The 19,398-nt window shown below is 47.3% G+C and carries 13 protein-coding genes and 3 pseudogenes; 12 read left to right on the top strand and 4 right to left on the bottom strand.

Features of this window, described 5'->3' with window-relative positions:
- Position 1: 1 nt before the first annotated feature.
- From BQ2633_RS05360 to BQ2633_RS05395, 8 genes are all read left to right on the top strand, one after another.
- Positions 2-1,813 (top strand): hypothetical protein, encoded by a 1,812-nt coding sequence (locus BQ2633_RS05360; RefSeq protein ID WP_141700141.1) that lies wholly within the window; start codon positions 2-4, stop codon positions 1,811-1,813.
- Positions 1,814-1,990: 177 nt separating this feature from the next.
- Complete coding sequence (locus BQ2633_RS05365) at positions 1,991-2,308, top strand: YbjQ family protein (protein ID WP_075565581.1); 318 nt, start codon at positions 1,991-1,993, stop codon at positions 2,306-2,308.
- A 119-nt stretch (positions 2,309-2,427) separates the two neighbouring features.
- A complete protein-coding gene (locus tag BQ2633_RS05370) occupies positions 2,428-3,093 on the top strand; it encodes a ribonuclease HII (protein WP_075565582.1) in 666 nt (221 codons plus the stop codon).
- A gap of 15 nt (positions 3,094-3,108) precedes the next feature.
- Positions 3,109-5,592 carry a replication restart helicase PriA gene (gene priA / locus BQ2633_RS05375; protein ID WP_075565584.1) on the top strand — a complete coding sequence of 828 codons (2,484 nt, stop codon included), beginning with the start codon at positions 3,109-3,111 and terminating at the stop codon, positions 5,590-5,592.
- Positions 5,593-5,754: 162 nt separating this feature from the next.
- On the top strand, positions 5,755-6,198 hold the full coding sequence (locus BQ2633_RS05380; protein WP_141700142.1) for a hypothetical protein: 444 nt from the start codon (positions 5,755-5,757) through the stop codon (positions 6,196-6,198).
- 253 nt (positions 6,199-6,451) lie between these two features.
- The gene (locus BQ2633_RS05385) at positions 6,452-8,788 is read left to right on the top strand and encodes a TonB-dependent receptor (RefSeq protein ID WP_083233962.1); all 2,337 of its coding nucleotides are present in this window, start codon (positions 6,452-6,454) and stop codon (positions 8,786-8,788) included.
- Between the two features lie 57 nt (positions 8,789-8,845).
- Positions 8,846-9,619, top strand: coding sequence for a hypothetical protein (locus BQ2633_RS05390; RefSeq protein ID WP_141700143.1), 774 nt, complete (start codon positions 8,846-8,848; stop codon positions 9,617-9,619).
- Positions 9,620-9,647: 28 nt separating this feature from the next.
- On the top strand, positions 9,648-10,697 hold the full coding sequence (locus BQ2633_RS05395) for a hypothetical protein (protein ID WP_075565591.1): 1,050 nt from the start codon (positions 9,648-9,650) through the stop codon (positions 10,695-10,697).
- 116 nt (positions 10,698-10,813) lie between these two features.
- On the opposite strand, the gene BQ2633_RS05400 is transcribed toward BQ2633_RS05395, so the two are convergent.
- The gene (locus BQ2633_RS05400) at positions 10,814-12,151 is read right to left on the bottom strand and encodes an NADP-specific glutamate dehydrogenase (RefSeq protein ID WP_075565593.1); all 1,338 of its coding nucleotides are present in this window, start codon (positions 12,149-12,151) and stop codon (positions 10,814-10,816) included.
- Between the two features lie 253 nt (positions 12,152-12,404).
- On the opposite strand from BQ2633_RS05400, the pseudogene BQ2633_RS05405 reads away from it, so the two are divergent.
- Positions 12,405-12,821 (top strand): annotated as a pseudogene (locus BQ2633_RS05405) (lactate/malate family dehydrogenase); the annotation flags it as partial.
- Between the two features lie 233 nt (positions 12,822-13,054).
- Here BQ2633_RS05405 and BQ2633_RS05410 read toward each other — a convergent pair.
- Positions 13,055-13,639 (bottom strand): hypothetical protein, encoded by a 585-nt coding sequence (locus BQ2633_RS05410; protein ID WP_075565595.1) that lies wholly within the window; start codon positions 13,637-13,639, stop codon positions 13,055-13,057.
- Positions 13,640-13,924: 285 nt separating this feature from the next.
- Between BQ2633_RS05410 and BQ2633_RS05420 the strand changes: the two are divergent.
- Positions 13,925-14,209 (top strand): annotated as a pseudogene (locus tag BQ2633_RS05420) (IS1380 family transposase); the annotation flags it as partial.
- 686 nt (positions 14,210-14,895) lie between these two features.
- On the opposite strand, the gene BQ2633_RS05425 reads toward BQ2633_RS05420, so the two are convergent.
- Positions 14,896-15,480, bottom strand: a complete 585-nt coding sequence (locus tag BQ2633_RS05425) for a hypothetical protein (RefSeq protein WP_075565595.1) — start codon at positions 15,478-15,480, stop codon at positions 14,896-14,898.
- A 285-nt stretch (positions 15,481-15,765) separates the two neighbouring features.
- Between BQ2633_RS05425 and BQ2633_RS05435 the strand changes: the two are divergent.
- Positions 15,766-16,050 (top strand): annotated as a pseudogene (locus tag BQ2633_RS05435) (IS1380 family transposase); the annotation flags it as partial.
- A gap of 518 nt (positions 16,051-16,568) precedes the next feature.
- On the opposite strand, the gene BQ2633_RS05440 reads toward BQ2633_RS05435, so the two are convergent.
- Complete coding sequence (locus BQ2633_RS05440; protein WP_075565593.1) at positions 16,569-17,906, bottom strand: NADP-specific glutamate dehydrogenase; 1,338 nt, start codon at positions 17,904-17,906, stop codon at positions 16,569-16,571.
- A 253-nt stretch (positions 17,907-18,159) separates the two neighbouring features.
- Here BQ2633_RS05440 and BQ2633_RS05445 point away from each other — a divergent pair, with 253 nt between their 5' ends.
- On the top strand, positions 18,160-19,152 hold the full coding sequence (locus BQ2633_RS05445) for a malate dehydrogenase (RefSeq protein WP_075565599.1): 993 nt from the start codon (positions 18,160-18,162) through the stop codon (positions 19,150-19,152).
- Positions 19,153-19,398: the final 246 nt, after the last annotated feature.

The following is a 19,398-nucleotide window of genomic DNA, read 5'->3' on the forward strand; positions in this document are numbered from 1 at the left end:
AATGAAATACACGCTTTCTACCTTTGTATTATTAGCTGTAGCCTTCTGCAGCTCTACTGCAATGGCACAAACTGACGATTACAAAAACTACCAAGAAGTGCGCCGCGACACCATTGAAAACGTGTCCACCACCACACGTGTGGTTATCGACTCAGTCTCTACTCCCAAACAAATCATGACCAATGGCATACTCGACAATTGGTTTCTCTTTGCCACTGGTGGTGCACACAGCTTTTGGGGAGATCATTCCAAACTCGGCAACTTCTCTGGTACTCTTTCTCCAGATTTCAGCTTAGGTATCGGTAAATGGATAACCCCCGGTTTCGGTTTCAAGGCAGAATTCATCCGCAGCTCCTCTCGTGGATATGCCCTCCCAGGCTATGGTTATCTAGTCGGTGATGTGCTCACCAACGACAAAGGAGAGAAATATCAAAAGATGAAGACCAATTGGTGGGACTTCAGCATCAACAGCGTCTTCAATCTCTCACGCATGATTGCAGGTTATGAGGGAATCAACAGTAGCCAACTCATGAATCAGTTTTGGCTCAACTTAGGTCTCGGCGCCGTGCATCACATGAATGCAGGAGGTAACAACAATGAATGGAGCGCTCATGCAGAATTCCAATACAGCCATTTCTTCAATAAAAAGAAGAATGTCTCTCTTGACTTCAAAGCAAGAGCCCTCATCTATCAAACAAATTTTGACCTCGAATACGGCCAACGCGACTATAGCGCAAAGAAAATCGATGCCAATCTTGGACTTGCAGTAGGATTCACCTATTATCTTGGAGGAACTAAGCGCAATGCTTGGCACACAACCGGTCAAACCATTTATAAGACCGACTATCGCGAACGTAGAATAGAGATTGTGAAGGTGCCAGAAGGCATGAATCCTGTCAATTACAGCACACTGACCTTCTATGTCTTCTATCCTAACAACTATTCGGGGCGCAATGACGCTCCTCTTGTGCCCACTTCCTCAGTAAATGCCATCGACTATCTGGCAGGCGGTATCTACACGCAGAAGAAGTTTGCCGACAATGCTGCGGTCAACGCTCGTCTCAATCGCAATGCCAACACCAACGGTCTGGCATTTGTAGACCTTCCCACCGAACCTGCTAACCGCAACTTCGCCATCAACTATGTGCCCCGTGGTTATGAACTCTCTGCGAAGCCCCTCTCACTCAGCCTCCAGCCTGATGAAATGGTGAGCTATCAACGCCACGCAGGCTATTTCTATGCCCCTATCTTCGATGGCAACAATGTGTGGCAATACCGCATCGACAATGAAGCCTGGAAGCAACGTCTAGCAAGCGAGGAAAATTACAAAGAAACCAACTCCTATCAGCTCAATGCTCATGCAGGTCTCGGCACTGTACGTCAATATCTTAAAGTGGAAAATGGCGATGAATTAGTGAGCTTTGCAGATATCTATGCAGCCATGATGAGCAACGAAGGATATATTGCTCAATATACCGATGCAGCCACTGTAGCACGAATCAAGAACATCCTCGAGAAGGGAACTATCACCATGATTCAAGCGGAAGGTCTCGCCACTAGCCAAGACAATTCCTACGGGGTCGATGCAGCACAAGTGGGCATGCAACGCAACAATGCCTTGTCTCACAATCGCGCTAACACCGTTATTGCGTGGTTGAAGGGCAAAGATCGCTTGCAACAAGTGGCATCTCAGATTTTCCTCGTGAACAATCTCGATGGCACCATCCGCAACGTACAAGACCATAGCACTCGTAGCCTCAACGCAAAACTTAACCGTTGTGTTAAAGTGCGCATCCATTACATGCTCAAGTAAGTAGTTCCTTTCCGCTTCAGAGCTCCCCATTCAAGAGCAACATTCTAGCAAGAGTGTTGCTCTTTTTTATGTAAAAATTGAGGTAGACACAAGCTCGTTTCCGCCAAATTCATTACCTTTGCAATAGGAGTACACCTCCAATCCTAATTTTTAATCATTACTTAAACTCTAGATTCCATGCTCATCACAACCACTTATCAAGTAGATGGTCAGCCCATTCGCCAATACCTTGGGGTCATCAGCGCTGAAACAATCATTGGTGCCAACTTTTTCAAAGATATTTTGGCTAACCTCACCGACTTCTTCGGAGGACGCTCTAACACCTACGAAAAGGTGCTCCGCGAAGGCAAAGAAACGGTGATTCGCGAACTCGAACAACAAGCAGCTCGCATGGGAGCGAATGCCATCGTTGGTGTTGATATTGACTACAACACCGTAGGTGCTAACGGATCCATGCTCATGGTGGTCGCCACAGGTACTGCTGTTGTGCTCTAGGCTCCACCCTTTTCTCCCTTCTTCCCCATTGCTGCACCTTCTGATGTGCAGCTTCAATCGTTCTTCTTTGTAAATTTCCAGCTTGTTTGGAGATTTATAAAGAAGAACATGATGATTTTATGCTACAATCTCACTTCAACTTAGAAGGTCTCATCGAAGCAGGTTGCGACGAAGCGGGCCGCGGCTGTTTAGCGGGCGCCGTCTTTGCAGCTGCTGTCATTCTCCCTCCGAACTATGAGAACTCACTACTCAATGATTCCAAACAGTTGTCTGCCAAGAAACGTGATGCACTGCGCGCGGTCATTGAGCGAGATGCGCTAGCTTGGTGTGTAGCACAAGTGGATCCTGAAGAGATAGACCGCATCAACATCCTCAATGCTGCCATTCTCGCTATGCACCGTGCCCTAGATGGGCTCACCCTTCGCCCCGAATACATCATCGTCGATGGCAATCGTTTCAAACCTTATCACGACTGCCGAGTGCAACACACGGATAAGGTATCAACCCCAACAGAAGAACCGGCTATTATCCCCCACACGACCATCGTGAAAGGTGATGGAAAATATCTATCCATCGCAGCAGCTTCTATCTTAGCGAAAACTTATCGCGACGACTATATGACGAAGCTCCACCAACAACACCCTCACTATGGCTGGGACCACAATGCAGGTTACCCAACTCGCCAACATCGTGCGGGCATCGCCGAACACGGCACGACTCCCTTCCATCGCTTGACCTTCAACCTCTTAGGCGATCGAGCTCAACTCGAATTAGATTTCAAATAGTTTCCCACTCTTCCCATGTCACACTACGCAGACATCGTACTTCCTTTGGCTGTTCCGGGTGCCTATACCTATCGCGTTCCCCCCACGTTGGGGAAAAATCTTGTCGTAGGCTCACGCGTAGTGGTGCCGTTGGGAAAATCTAAACGCTACACCGGAATTGTCATCCGTTTACATGATGGAAACAGCACCATTGAAGCCGAAAAAATAAAGGATATAGAAGAGTTGGTAGATGAACAGCCCCTACTCTTACCTCAACAGATTGAGCTTTGGCGCTGGATGGCGCAATACTATCTCTGCTGCCCTGGCGAAGTGATGAAAGCTGCCCTACCTGCTGGCTTAAAACTCGAAAGTGAAACGCTTCTTGTGGCGACTGAAGATGCAGACCCAAATGATGAGCAACTGACGAAGACGGAACAAGCCCTCCTTCGTGCACTCACCAAAGCACAGAGTTTGCTCCAAGTGCGAAAGGCACTGCCGCTTCCAGGACTCACCCGAGCAGCTAAAAGACTCATCGAAAACGGCTTGATTGAGGTAGAAGAACGCGTGAGCCAATCGTTCAAGAGCAAAACCACCCCGATGCTCCGTTTGGCTGATGCCTATCATTCGGAGGAAGCCCTCTTACAACTGGACAATCAACTAAAGCGTGCGGAACGTCAACGCGAGGCGCTCCTTGCTTTTCTCGACATGGCTGGCGTGGACAGTGCCACGACCCTGAAAAACTTCTCTTTGTTGCAACCAGTACAGCGCCATTTGCTCCAAGAACAGCTTGGTGATTCTACGACTGGCATTCCTGCCCTCGTGAAGCGCGGAGTGCTCGAGACATACAATGTGGAGGTGGGACGTCTCAAACTGCACAAGGCCCTCCCCGAAAGCCTGCACCACCCTCTCAGCGAACCACAACAAAAAGCGCACGATGAGATTGTAGCTTTGTGGGAAAAACACCACGTTGTCTTGTTGCATGGAGTCACCTCTAGCGGAAAAACAGAAGTTTACATCCAGTTGATTAAAGAAACGATTGCGCGCGGACAACAAGTATTGTTTCTCCTCCCCGAAATTGCGCTCACCACTCAAATTACCGACCGTCTCGGACGCGTGTTTGGAGAGCAGTTAGGGGTCTATCATTCCAAGTTCCCCGATAATGAGCGCGTAGAGTTGTGGCAAAAGCAACTTTCCGATGCTCCTTTTCCTCTCATTCTCGGTGTTCGATCTTCCTTGTTCCTTCCCTTCCAAAACCTAGGTTTGGTGATTATAGACGAAGAGCACGAATCGAGCTACAAACAGCAAGACCCTGCACCGCGCTATCATGCACGCGACACCGCTATCCTCATGGCGCATCAAGCAGGGGCAAAGGTGCTCCTCGGCACTGCCACCCCTTCCGTAGAGACTTATGCCCACGCCCAAGAGGGAAAATATGGCTATGTAGTCATGAACCAACGCTTTGGCGAGGTGGCGATGCCCGAAATCGTGATAGAAGACGTGGCTGAACTGCGCCGCAAACGCCTCATGCCTACGCCCTTCTCCCCTCGACTGCGCGACGAGATAGAAGCCGCTCTCCAACAAGGACAACAGGCTATCCTGTTTCTTAATCGCCGTGGCTATAGTCCGGTGCTCCAATGCCGCAGCTGTGGATGGTCGCCTCACTGCACACGCTGCGATGTACCGCTGACCCTCCATTTGAAGATGAACAAAATGGTGTGTCACTATTGTGGCACACACTATGATGTTCCCACCCACTGTCCACAATGTGAGCAGGCTGACTTGCGCGACATGGGAGCCGGTACTGAAAAGATTGAAGCTGCCATCGAAACTTGCTTCCCCCAAGCCAAAGTGGGACGCATGGACCTCGACACCACACGCTCTCGCTCTGCCTACGAGCGCATCATTCGCGATTTCCAACACGGACAAACCAATCTTTTGGTAGGCACGCAGATGGTGACCAAAGGATTGGACTTTGGAGGAGTGAGCGTGGTAGGTATCATCAACGCAGACCAACTGCTGAATCAATGTGATTTTCGCGCCCACGAACGTGCTTTTCAAATGCTCTCACAGGTCGCAGGTCGCGCTGGCAGACGCGGCAAACAAGGACGTGTGGTGCTCCAAACACGACAAGCCAAACTTCCGGTGGTGCAACAGATAGTGGCAGGAGACTATGGTGCGATGTTTCGACAAGAGATGCGCAACCGCCATCAGTTTCGCTTCCCTCCTGTGGTGCGTCTCATCGCCATTTATCTGAAACATCGCGAAGAACGTGTGGTGGCAGGTGCCTCACGCCAGTTGGCAGCGTGGTTGCAGCCTCAGTTTGGCGAAGACCTCCTCGGTCCCGACCGTCCACACGTGGGATATGTGCAACTGCTCCACATTCGCAAAATACTCTTGAAGATAGATTCCTCACGAAGCGCTTCTGAAGTTCGCCAAATGCTTAGTGCTTATCGAGATGGACTCATCGCTCTCCCCCAATTTCGCAACGTAACCCTCTACTTTGATGTCGATCCAGTCTAGCCTTTTAGACTGGATTGATTTGTTTTTCCTCAATCCAAGAGGAGGAATATAGGAACTTCTCTTTGCTGAATTGCAAGAAAAACAGAAAAACGGCTACACTTTTTGCTGCCCCCCTTGCCATTTTCAAAAATTCGTTCTATCTTTGCCCCTATCATGCTACGAATGTTCAAACGAAAATACAAGGCTATGATGATGGCATGGGTCATGCTATTGTCATTTTTGCCTCAAGTGTTGGTGAAGGGATTTCACCAGCATGGGACTTCGTTGGACAAGGTGGAATGCAATTTAGTGGCACGCACCCTGCATGCCCCTTCTACTTCGACGGCTGAGGACAGAAATGCTCAAGCCACGCAAAAACAGCATGACAACCAGCGCAAACACCTTGCGCAACATCAGAAAAACTCTTCAGATGAGGGGAAAGGCAACAGCACAGATGGTCACGATTGCGCCATCTGCCATTTCTTGATTTCGCCCTTCACCCCTCCCACTTTCACGGCTTTCTCTTTCTATGCTCCCACCGTGCGTGTTGCCTACCTGCAACAAGCCGATGCGGTGTGCTCGGTTGCCGTGGCCACTCCCCAACTTCGTGGACCTCCACAAGGCTAAAACACTGACTTAGACTAGATTTTCATCACTGCCATCTCCCTTTGTCGAGATGAGATGCCTCTGGTCTAGTCCTCAATTTGCCCTTTTTTAGGCAAATTCTTTCCTCTATTTTTCTTCTTTTTGTGTTCTCATGACAGAAATACCCCTCCTTTCGCGAGGTGTTTCTGCGGCTTCGGCATTCGTCTGAGGGATCATTTCTTCGTGCGTCCTCAGCTACCGTCCGAAGTGTGAGACGATGACTTAGGATTTCTCTATGAAGCGATTTTTCTCCATGAATTTCGCCTTGTGGTTGATGGTTGTGCTGTGCCTACTATCTGCCGCATTGCCTACATTTGCTCAAAATTCTAATTTCTTCCGCATCATTGTGCTGGATGCCGATAATGGTATTCCCGTGATGGGAGTAAGCGTGGCGCGACACAAAGACATTGCTCCCTCTGCTAGCGACGGCACATTGCACATCGCGTCTTCTCAACTCAAAGGCGACAGTTTGCTGCTTCGTGCCATCGGCTACTATCCTTTGGCAGTTGCCGTGCAGGAAGTGCGCCACCACCAACCTCTGCGTGTGCAGATACTCCCCATGAGCAACCAGCTCAACGAAGCTGTGGTGAGCGGACAACGCGTGATGCACACGCAAAATGCAGTGGCAAACACCATTGGGACCGCTGACATTGCCAAAAATCTGGGAAACACTTTCGCCGGAATGCTCGAACAAGTGAGTGGCGTGAGCATGATTCAGACAGGATCAACCATCGCCAAACCCGTGGTGCACGGCATGTATGGCAACCGCTTGTTGATTATGAACAATGGAGTGCGCCAGCAAGGACAACAATGGGGCGTGGATCACGCGCCCGAGCTCGACGCCAGTGCGGCAGGTCGGGTCACCGTGGTGAAAGGTGCAGAAGCCGTGCGCTATGGTTCGGAAGCTCTTGGTGGTGTCGTCTTGATGGATGCTCAGCCCTTACCCTATGGTCAACGAAAAATCATGGGTAAATTGAGTGGACTCTACGGCAGCAATGGACGAAAATATGCCGTGACCCAGCATTTGAGTCAAAGTTTTCCACTCTTCGGCGGCGATGCGGCTTGGCGAGCACAAGGCACTTATGTCAATGGTGGCGACCGCAGCACTGGTAGCTATCTTCTTAACAATACTGGCATGCGAGAAGTCACCGCATCCGCTGCGTTGGGCTGGCGCAACTCACGTCTAGAATTGCAAGGCTTCTACAGTTTTTACTCCACCCAAGTGGGCGTGCTCTTCAGTGCACAGATGGGAGATGAAGAACTCTTGCGCGAGCGTATCAAAATAGGACAGCCTGTCAATTTCTATCCCTGGACGCGCAGCATCGACTATCCACACCAAAAGGTCATGCACCACGTGGGAAAGTTGGAAGGGCGCTACACCTTCGCCAACAAAAGCCGATTGTCCATAAAAACCGCCTGGCAGCACGACGACCGCCGCGAATACAATCAGCGCAGAAACTATCGTTCCATGGTTCCCACCTTGGATTTGCGCCTCAACAACTTTCAGACCGACGCTCAGTGGAAACACACTTACGCTGACAACTGGTCTAGCGAAATCGGGGCTTTCTACGGCACAATCGACAATTACAACGAACCAGGCACCGGAGTAGTACCCATCATCCCCAACTACACTCAACAAAACCTCGGGGTCTACGGCATTCAGAAATACACGGGCCACGATTGGGGCGCAGAACTTGGAGCACGGGCCGATCACCAAACCATTGATGCACGCGGCAAAAACATCTATGGGGAGAATTATGGCAACTTGACCCGCTACCCCAACTTCACCTACTCTGCTGGCGCGCACTATCATGTGTTGCCTCAACTCGATGTACTCACCAATTTCGGCACAGCCTGGCGCGCTCCTCACGTGCATGAGTTGTACAGCTATGGCGTGGAACAATCCAGTGGTCTATTTGCCCGTGGCGACTCCACACTCCGCCCCGAGGTGAGCGCAAAATGGGTAACCTCCTTGCGTTATGCCTCTAAGCACATCACCGCTTCAGTGGATGCTTATCTGCAATGGATTGACCATTACATCTACGATGAGCCCACGCAAGAAGTCATCACCATGGTGTCAGGAGCCTATCCCGTGTTTCAATATCGCAGCGCCAATGCTTTTTTCCGTGGCATTGATGGCGATTTTTCTGCGAAAATCACTCCGAAACTCCATTACACCTTAGGTGCGAGCATGGTATGGGCGAATGAAACAAAGACTAATCGTCCTCTCCCCTACATCCCCTCTTTCCGCGCCACGCAAAGTTTGGCTTATCATTTCGGCAATCTGGGACACCTCCACGACATCCATGCCAAGGTGACGCACCGCTTTGTTGCCAAACAGACACGATTTGATGCAAAAGCCGACTTGATTGACCACACCCCACCTGCCTATCAACTTTGGGGTGCCGACTTGAGTGCAAACTTCGTGATGCGCAATGGACATCACCTCCACATTCTCCTCACGGCCGACAATATTTTCAATCTCACCTATCGTGAATACACCAATCGTTTCCGCTATTATGCCCACGACCTCGGACGAGATGTGCGCTTGATGCTCACCTGGGATTTCTAACATTCCACTAGAATCTGAATACAAACGAGGCTACCCCTCTTAACATTGCACAAGAATATGAACAAATCCTTCTCTCTCCTATCGCTGATGTTTGCGCTATTCATAGCCTTTGTCAGCTGCAACTCCACTGTGCGCGAACCAGTAGATGAACGCAAAAGTAAAGACCACGGTGACCCCATCAGTGTGGTATTGACGCTCACTCCCGGCACTCTCGTGAATCAAGTGTTCACCCCACAGCTCAATCCCACGATGCCACAACGTAGTCGTCAGACCATCGAATACTCCCTCCAAAAAGAGATTGGTTGGGCTCCCAAGGCAGGCAGCAATGCAGGCTTTGAGGTGTATCAAGCTAGCGAAGACCCCACACAAGTCTACCGTCTCGACATCCGCTACTACGATCTTGAACACAAAGATATTACGTATCAGTTTGTAGAAAACGGACAAGATAAAATTCACCAACACTTCTTCACAGCCGAAAATGTGAAGACCGCCGACGGCATGCTCGAGCATAAAGAAGTCAAATCCAATGCTGTGTTTGACTATGTGTATGGCGACACAGATCCATGGTCACTAGAAATGGGCAACAATGGGGTGCGCTGGATTGGCAAAGACAACCCTATCGGATTTAAGGGTTATTTCCGCTTCAAACAAGTACGCAATTTTGAAATCAACACGCGCCTTATGCACGCTCGTATTTCAAAATACAATCGCGTCAACCACACTATCTCTCCTTTCTACGCACCCACACCTGGACAACGTAGCGAAGATGCTTGGGATGTGGCAATGCGCTTCCCCGTATCTGTGACTCAGGCACCCTCTACACAAAAATAATCACGAACTTTTATAACACAATATCAAGATGAACAAGAAGATTCTCTCTCTCCTCATGGTCTTGCTCTGCGGCTTCACTTTTGCAGCCTGCGGAAAAGACGAAACTTGGATTCGCCCCCAGCACAATACTCCTCTTCAACCAGACAACGGCAAATCAGAAACTCCTCACGAGGACGAAGATGCGCCTGCCAAAGTACAACTGACCCTGGCTGGTGGTCATTTCCATGGTGTAGCCTTCCACCAAGATGCCGATGCCAAGGGCATGCTCTACAAAAAGGCGGTGCAGCACATCACCTATGTGCGCGAAGGCAACCAATGGAAGTTGGCAGAAGGCAGTGACTCCGTGTTTCGCGTGATGAGTTCCAACGAATATCGCTATCCTTATGGTTTGTGGATCAAATACTACGACAAGGATGGCAAAGACATCACAAGCACCATCGCAGAAAATGGCGAAAGCAAAGCGCATCAGCACTTCTTCCAAGCCAGCAATGTGCGCCCCACTTTCGATGGCAAAGCTCAAGAATATGACAACGTCACAGACTCTCTGATGGACTACATCTACATGGACACTAATCCCACCGATGGCATTTTGAAAGCCACCACCGTGGATGGAAAAACCATTCCAGCTGCCACACTTCGCGGTTCACGTGTCATTGGCAAGAAGGGCGACGACCTGATTTTTACTCCTGAAAATCCCATCGGTATGAAAGGCTTCTTCCAGTTCAAACGCGAGCGCAAGCAGTTTGACTTGAACATCAGCCTCTACCACTTTGAAGGCAACGCGAAATTCCTCGACGGCACTCCATCGGGCTTTGTGGCTCCTCGTGCTGGACAGCGCGGAATGGGTCACCTGGAAGCACAATTCAAGATTCCTTTCATCGTCTTTGCTTCACGTGAAGAGACTGGACTTTGGGAAAAGCTCGACCGAGTACCTTTCGACAAGCTCAATGCTGACGAACAACGTCTTGTCACTTCTACGGCTCGCGCCTACAAGATTTCGATCCCTCAAGCCATCAACGAGTGGTTTGAACAAATCTTGGGAGAAGTAGACAAAGAGAGCGGTAGCCTTTGGTTCTAATCCCCGCTCACTCTAAACACAAACTCCTTACAACATGAAAAAATCCGTGGACGATGTGATATTCGTCCACGGATTTTTTGTTTTATCAAAGAGTGATACGGAGTCTAATGAAGCATTTAAATCACGCCTTGTGCCATCATGGCTTTTGCCACCTTCATGAAACCAGCGATGTTCGCTCCTTTCACATAGTTCACATAGCCATCGGCTTCTGTGCCATATTTCACACACGACTCATGGATGCTTTCCATGATGCGGTGAAGACGAGCATCCACCTCTTCGGCAGTCCAAGAAAGACGCGCTGAGTTTTGACTCATTTCCAAACCAGACACGGAAACTCCGCCTGCATTGGCTGCCTTACCAGGAGCATAGAGGATTTTAGCTTCTTGGAACACATGGATAGCTTCGGGAGTAGAAGGCATGTTAGCACCCTCGCTCACGGCAATGCAACCATTCGCCACCAAAATCTTGGCGTGTTCGCCATCGAGTTCGTTTTGGGTAGCAGATGGCAGAGCAATATCAGCCTTGATGCCCCAGGGCTTCTGTCCTTCAAAATATTGTGCGTTAGGATATTCCTCGGCATATTCACGGATGCGACCACGATAGAGGTTTTTCAATTCCATCACATAGTCTAGTTTCTCGCGATCAATGCCATCGGGATCGTACACAAAACCATCACTATCGGAGAGGGTGAGCACCTTACCACCGAGTTGGAGCACCTTCTCTGCAGTATATTGCGCCACATTGCCCGAACCCGAAATGAGCACGGTCTTGCCTTCGAGTGTTTCGCCACGAGTCGCCAACATGTGTTGGAGGAAATAGACATTACCATAGCCCGTAGCTTCAGGACGAATGAGGCTACCGCCAAATTCCTGTCCCTTGCCCGTGAGCACGCCTTCAAACTGACGTGTATATTTCTTATAAGCACCAAACATGTAGCCCACTTCGCGACCACCCACACCGATGTCACCGGCAGGTACGTCGCAGTCTGCGCCAATGTTGCGGTGCAACTCAAGCATAAAGGCTTGACAGAAACGCATCACCTCGGCAGCACTCTTGCCACGGGGAGAGAAGTCTGAACCACCCTTTGCACCACCCATAGGGAGTGTGGTGAGCGCATTTTTGAACACTTGCTCGAAAGCCAAAAACTTGAGGATACCAAGATTCACCGAAGAGTGGAAACGCAGCCCGCCTTTGTAAGGACCAATGGCATTATTGTGCTGCACACGGTAACCCATGTTGGTGCGAATGTTGCCTTGGTCGTCCATCCAAGTGACACGGAAAGTATAGACACGCTCTGGGATGCAGAGACGTTCGATGAGATTCACCTTGTCAAACTCAGGATGCTTGTTGTACTCCTCTTCGATAGTGGAGAGCACTTCTTCCACCGCCTGATGATACTCAGGTTCATTGGGGAAACGATGTTTGAGGTCTTCGAGAACTTTTGAAGCGTTCATAAGAGATATTTTTGAAAGGAAGGAGAAAAATCAAGTATATTGCTTACTTTTCGCTGCAAAATTACCAATAATTATAAACACACGCAAGCAGAGCTTCGTTTTTTTCAAATCCCCACTTCATTTTTTTCAGAAATCCCCCGAAAAAAGTTACGCTAATACTCCACGAATCCAAAAGTAATGAGTAAATTTGCTCCATAGTTCACCGACATATCAATAGAATAAACATCTATTCATCTATATAACCCCAACAACAATGGCATTTTTAACTGACGAAAAATTGGTAATCGTTGGCGCAGCTGGCATGATCGGCTCCAACATGGTACAAAGTGCGCTCATGATGGGCCTCACTTCCAACATCTGCCTCTACGACGTATTCTCTCCCGAAGGCGTGGCTGAAGAAATGCGCCAATGCGGCTTCAACGATGCTCGCATCACTGCTACTACCGACGTAGCTGAAGCCTTCAAGGATGCCAAATACATCATCTCTTCTGGTGGTGCTCCCCGTAAGGAAGGTATGACTCGTGAAGACCTCCTCGCTGGTAACTGCAAAATCGCTGAAGAACTCGGTAAGAACATCAAGACTTACTGCCCCGACGTGAAGCACGTGGTTATCATCTTCAACCCTGCTGACCTCACTGGTCTCGTGACTCTCCTCTACTCTGGCCTCAAGCCNATATCACATCGTCCACGGATTTTTTGTTTTATCAAAGAGTACTACGGAGTCTACTGTAGCAGGATTTCGATGGTGTCCTAAAGTTGTGTGTAAGCACCAAAGTTCTTATTATTGTAGTGAAAAAACAAATGGTATTATCCCAAAAACCCTCCTAAGTTCCTCTGTTACATCACCCTTTTGTCATGCAAATATATCTAATAGCAAATGTCACTTCAATACATAAAAGTACCTCACAAGGAATAATGCTGCGGAATTGAGGAGTCATACAATAATCTATCAGGGGTCACTTGATAATGTCTCTTCCATCGAAACCACAACTTCTTTTTCTTTATTTCAACTGCGACGTAATCTCCTCTTGTGTCAATAATATGACGTGTTATACATCTTTTCACTTTCACCTTATCTCTTTTATCGTATAAAATATCACCAACTCTTAACTGAATATCTAAGGATAAAAGATACCTCTTCGTAGGTAAGACTGTAAAAGGACTATTTGTTTTTAATATTTTCCAATCATTACCAACCTTAACAAGGACCTTTCTGGTTGGTGATAATTTACAAAAGAAGACGTAAATCATTGAATCCGGATAATATGAGACCGCATTATCCCTATCTATTTTCAGACACGTTGGTTCATTGCCATTCCTTGATTTTAATTCATCAAACAGAGTTCCATCTAAATTAAGAAATGTATATACGCTATCAGATGATACGTAACTGCCGTTTTTTAAGTAAAGAACAGCAACAAGGTTATCACTCCCCTTAGATATCAAGGGAAGTGATAAAATAATCAATATAAGGAGTGTTTTTTTCATTTTCGTTATCCAATAACAACTACTTCAGGAAGAGCATTTATATACTCTACTGTTTTTATATTGGGTTTGAATCCTTGTAAGTGCAAATGATTGGAATGATTACTTCCTATTCTCCTATCTCTTGCAGAACTTGTATGAGGCAATAATTTATTACCTTAATTCCGCAGCATAAATTCTTACAAGAACTCCAAGTATCTGAGAAACAAAGCTTTCAAAACACTTGGATATGTTAGAAATTTCACCTATCTTGGTGCTGCAAACATAACAAGTAAGCAAAAAACTGACATAACAAAGGTAGCAATTAAAAACGAGAGTATCACTTCTTTCGGTGGAATTTATCATATTATGGACGTTTTCTCAAAGCTGGGCTTTGAAAAACTTACCGAATCCGTGTTGGACAGACGTGGAAGTAGCGGCAAGGCATTCAGTTATGGAAGCAGCCTGGGCTCTCTCTTCTTCAGCAAACTTTGTGATGGAGAATGCCTTGAGGACATCAATGCACTTATAGGGCAGTTCAAGCAGAGACCTGATACGCTGTTACCCGGTGCCGACACCGTGGGGCGCGACCTGATTTTTGCTCCTGAAAATCCAATTGGTATGAAAGGCTTCTTCCAGTTCAAACGCGAGCGCAAGCAGTTTGACTTGAACATCAGCCTCTACCACTTTGAAGGCAACGCGAAATTCCTCGACGGCACTCCATCGGGCTTTGTGGCTCCTCGTGCTGGACAGCGCGGAATGGGTCACCTGGAAGCACAATTCAAGATTCCTTTCATCGTCTTTGCTTCACGTGAAGAGACTGGACTTTGGGAAAAGCTCGACCGAGTACCTTTCGACAAGCTCAATGCTGACGAACAACGTCTTGTCACTTCTACGGCTCGCGCCTACAAGATTTCGATCCCTCAAGCCATCAACGAGTGGTTTGAACAAATCTTGGGAGAAGTAGACAAAGAGAGCGGTAGCCTTTGGTTCTAATCCCCGCTCACTCTAAACACAAACTCCTTACAACATGAAAAAATCCGTGGACGAATATCACATCGTCCACGGATTTTTTGTTTTATCAAAGAGTACTACGGAGTCTACTGTAGCAGGATTTCGATGGTGTCCTAAAGTTGTGTGTAAGCACCAAAGTTCTTATTATTGTAGTGAAAAAACAAATGGTATTATCCCAAAAACCCTCCTAAGTTCCTCTGTTACATCACCCTTTTGTCATGCAAATATATCTAATAGCAAATGTCACTTCAATACATAAAAGTACCTCACAAGGAATAATGCTGCGGAATTGAGGAGTCATACAATAATCTATCAGGGGTCACTTGATAATGTCTCTTCCATCGAAACCACAACTTCTTTTTCTTTATTTCAACTGCGACGTAATCTCCTCTTGTGTCAATAATATGACGTGTTATACATCTTTTCACTTTCACCTTATCTCTTTTATCGTATAAAATATCACCAACTCTTAACTGAATATCTAAGGATAAAAGATACCTCTTCGTAGGTAAGACTGTAAAAGGACTATTTGTTTTTAATATTTTCCAATCATTACCAACCTTAACAAGGACCTTTCTGGTTGGTGATAATTTACAAAAGAAGACGTAAATCATTGAATCCGGATAATATGAGACCGCATTATCCCTATCTATTTTCAGACACGTTGGTTCATTGCCATTCCTTGATTTTAATTCATCAAACAGAGTTCCATCTAAATTAAGAAATGTATATACGCTATCAGATGATACGTAACTGCCGTTTTTTAAGTAAAGAACAGCAACAAGGTTATCACTCCCCTTAGATATCAAGGGAAGTGATAAAATAATCAATATAAGGAGTGTTTTTTTCATTTTCGTTATCCAATAACAACTACTTCAGGAAGAGCATTTATATACTCTACTGTTTTTATATTGGGTTTGAATCCTTGTAAGTGCAAATGATTGGAATGATTACTTCCTATTCTCCTATCTCTTGCAGAACTTGTATGAGGCAATAATTTATTACCTTAATTCCGCAGCATAAATTCTTACAAGAACTCCAAGTATCTGAGAAACAAAGCTTTCAAAACACTTGGATATGTTAGAAATTTCACCTATCTTGGTGCTGCAAACATAACAAGTAAGCAAAAAACTGACATAACAAAGGTAGCAATTAAAAACGAGAGTATCACTTCTTTCGGTGGAATTTATCATATTATGGACGTTTTCTCAAAGCTGGGCTTTGAAAAACTTACCGAATCCGTGTTGGACAGACGTGGAAGTAGCGGCAAGGCATTCAGTTATGGAAGCAGCCTGGGCTCTCTCTTCTTCAGCAAACTTTGTGATGGAGAATGCCTTGAGGACATCAATGCACTTATAGGGCAGTTCAAGCAGAGACCTGATACGCTGTTACCCGGTGCCGACACCGTGGGGCGCGACCTGATTTTTGCTCCTGAAAATCCAATTGGTATGAAAGGCTTCTTCCAGTTCAAACGCGAGCGCAAGCAGTTTGACTTGAACATCAGCCTCTACCACTTTGAAGGCAACGCGAAATTCCTCGACGGCACTCCATCGGGCTTTGTGGCTCCTCGTGCTGGACAGCGCGGAATGGGTCACCTGGAAGCACAATTCAAGATTCCTTTCATCGTCTTTGCTTCACGTGAAGAGACTGGACTTTGGGAAAAGCTCGACCGAGTACCTTTCGACAAGCTCAATGCTGACGAACAACGTCTTGTCACTTCTACGGCTCGCGCCTACAAGATTTCGATCCCTCAAGCCATCAACGAGTGGTTTGAACAAATCTTGGGAGAAGTAGACAAAGAGAGCGGTAGCCTTTGGTTCTAATCCCCGCTCACTCTAAACACAAACTCCTTACAACATGAAAAAATCCGTGGACGATGTGATATTCGTCCACGGATTTTTTGTTTTATCAAAGAGTGATACGGAGTCTAATGAAGCATTTAAATCACGCCTTGTGCCATCATGGCTTTTGCCACCTTCATGAAACCAGCGATGTTCGCTCCTTTCACATAGTTCACATAGCCATCGGCTTCTGTGCCATATTTCACACACGACTCATGGATGCTTTCCATGATGCGGTGAAGACGAGCATCCACCTCTTCGGCAGTCCAAGAAAGACGCGCTGAGTTTTGACTCATTTCCAAACCAGACACGGAAACTCCGCCTGCATTGGCTGCCTTACCAGGAGCATAGAGGATTTTAGCTTCTTGGAACACATGGATAGCTTCGGGAGTAGAAGGCATGTTAGCACCCTCGCTCACGGCAATGCAACCATTCGCCACCAAAATCTTGGCGTGTTCGCCATCGAGTTCGTTTTGGGTAGCAGATGGCAGAGCAATATCAGCCTTGATGCCCCAGGGCTTCTGTCCTTCAAAATATTGTGCGTTAGGATATTCCTCGGCATATTCACGGATGCGACCACGATAGAGGTTTTTCAATTCCATCACATAGTCTAGTTTCTCGCGATCAATGCCATCGGGATCGTACACAAAACCATCACTATCGGAGAGGGTGAGCACCTTACCACCGAGTTGGAGCACCTTCTCTGCAGTATATTGCGCCACATTGCCCGAACCCGAAATGAGCACGGTCTTGCCTTCGAGTGTTTCGCCACGAGTCGCCAACATGTGTTGGAGGAAATAGACATTACCATAGCCCGTAGCTTCAGGACGAATGAGGCTACCGCCAAATTCCTGTCCCTTGCCCGTGAGCACGCCTTCAAACTGACGTGTATATTTCTTATAAGCACCAAACATGTAGCCCACTTCGCGACCACCCACACCGATGTCACCGGCAGGTACGTCGCAGTCTGCGCCAATGTTGCGGTGCAACTCAAGCATAAAGGCTTGACAGAAACGCATCACCTCGGCAGCACTCTTGCCACGGGGAGAGAAGTCTGAACCACCCTTTGCACCACCCATAGGGAGTGTGGTGAGCGCATTTTTGAACACTTGCTCGAAAGCCAAAAACTTGAGGATACCAAGATTCACCGAAGAGTGGAAACGCAGCCCGCCTTTGTAAGGACCAATGGCATTATTGTGCTGCACACGGTAACCCATGTTGGTGCGAATGTTGCCTTGGTCGTCCATCCAAGTGACACGGAAAGTATAGACACGCTCTGGGATGCAGAGACGTTCGATGAGATTCACCTTGTCAAACTCAGGATGCTTGTTGTACTCCTCTTCGATAGTGGAGAGCACTTCTTCCACCGCCTGATGATACTCAGGTTCATTGGGGAAACGATGTTTGAGGTCTTCGAGAACTTTTGAAGCGTTCATAAGAGATATTTTTGAAAGGAAGGAGAAAAATCAAGTATATTGCTTACTTTTCGCTGCAAAATTACCAATAATTATAAACACACGCAAGCAGAGCTTCGTTTTTTTCAAATCCCCACTTCATTTTTTTCAGAAATCCCCCGAAAAAAGTTACGCTAATACTCCACGAATCCAAAAGTAATGAGTAAATTTGCTCCATAGTTCACCGACATATCAATAGAATAAACATCTATTCATCTATATAACCCCAACAACAATGGCATTTTTAACTGACGAAAAATTGGTAATCGTTGGCGCAGCTGGCATGATCGGCTCCAACATGGTACAAAGTGCGCTCATGATGGGCCTCACTTCCAACATCTGCCTCTACGACGTATTCTCTCCCGAAGGCGTGGCTGAAGAAATGCGCCAATGCGGCTTCAACGATGCTCGCATCACTGCTACTACCGACGTAGCTGAAGCCTTCAAGGATGCCAAATACATCATCTCTTCTGGTGGTGCTCCCCGTAAGGAAGGTATGACTCGTGAAGACCTCCTCGCTGGTAACTGCAAAATCGCTGAAGAACTCGGTAAGAACATCAAGACTTACTGCCCCGACGTGAAGCACGTGGTTATCATCTTCAACCCTGCTGACCTCACTGGTCTCGTGACTCTCCTCTACTCTGGCCTCAAGCCTGGTCAAGTGACTACGCTCGCTGCGCTCGACTCTACTCGTCTTCAAAGCGCTCTCGCTAAGAAGTTCGGCGTGATGCAAAACGAAGTGAAGGGTTGCGCCACTTACGGTGGTCACGGTGAACAAATGGCAGTATTCGGTTCTGCTGTTGAAATCGCTGGTCGCAAACTTTCTGACATCATCGGCACTGCTGAGTTCCCCGAAGAAGAATGGGCTCAAATGCGCAAGGACGTGACACAAGGTGGTGCTGCTATCATCAAGCTCCGCGGTCGCTCTTCTTTCCAAAGCCCTTCTTACCTCTCTGTAGAAATGATTCGCAGCGTGATGGGCGGCGAAACCTTCCGCTACCCTGCTGGTACTTACGTGAAGAACGAAAAGTATCAAAACATCATGATGGCTATGGACACTGTCCTCGATGCTAACGGCTGCAGCTACAAGATGCCCGTGGGTACTGCTGACGAAGTGGCTGCCCTCGATGCTAGCTACGAACACCTCTGCAAGATGCGCGACGAACTCGTGACACTCAACATTGTTCCTCCCGTATCTGAATGGAACAAAATCAATCCTAACCTCTAATTTGTAGGTTTACCTCACTGCACACCGATTTTCGATGATGTAGTATTATAAACATAGGAGGTGTTGCAAAACTCGTTTTTGCAGCACCTCTTTTTGTTTTTTCATAAAAGGATAAAATGCCAGGCATTGAGATGGAGGCTGAAGGGTTCATACAAAAGTACATGACCAAAGCTGAAAATTGAAAGTAACGCAGGAGTTATCCTTTTACCAAACACCCTGTCTTTTTTCTGAGAAGAGGGAGAAGCA

The organism is Ihuprevotella massiliensis (genome assembly GCA_900095835.1).
In the GTDB taxonomy this organism is placed as follows: domain Bacteria; phylum Bacteroidota; class Bacteroidia; order Bacteroidales; family Bacteroidaceae; genus Alloprevotella; species Alloprevotella massiliensis.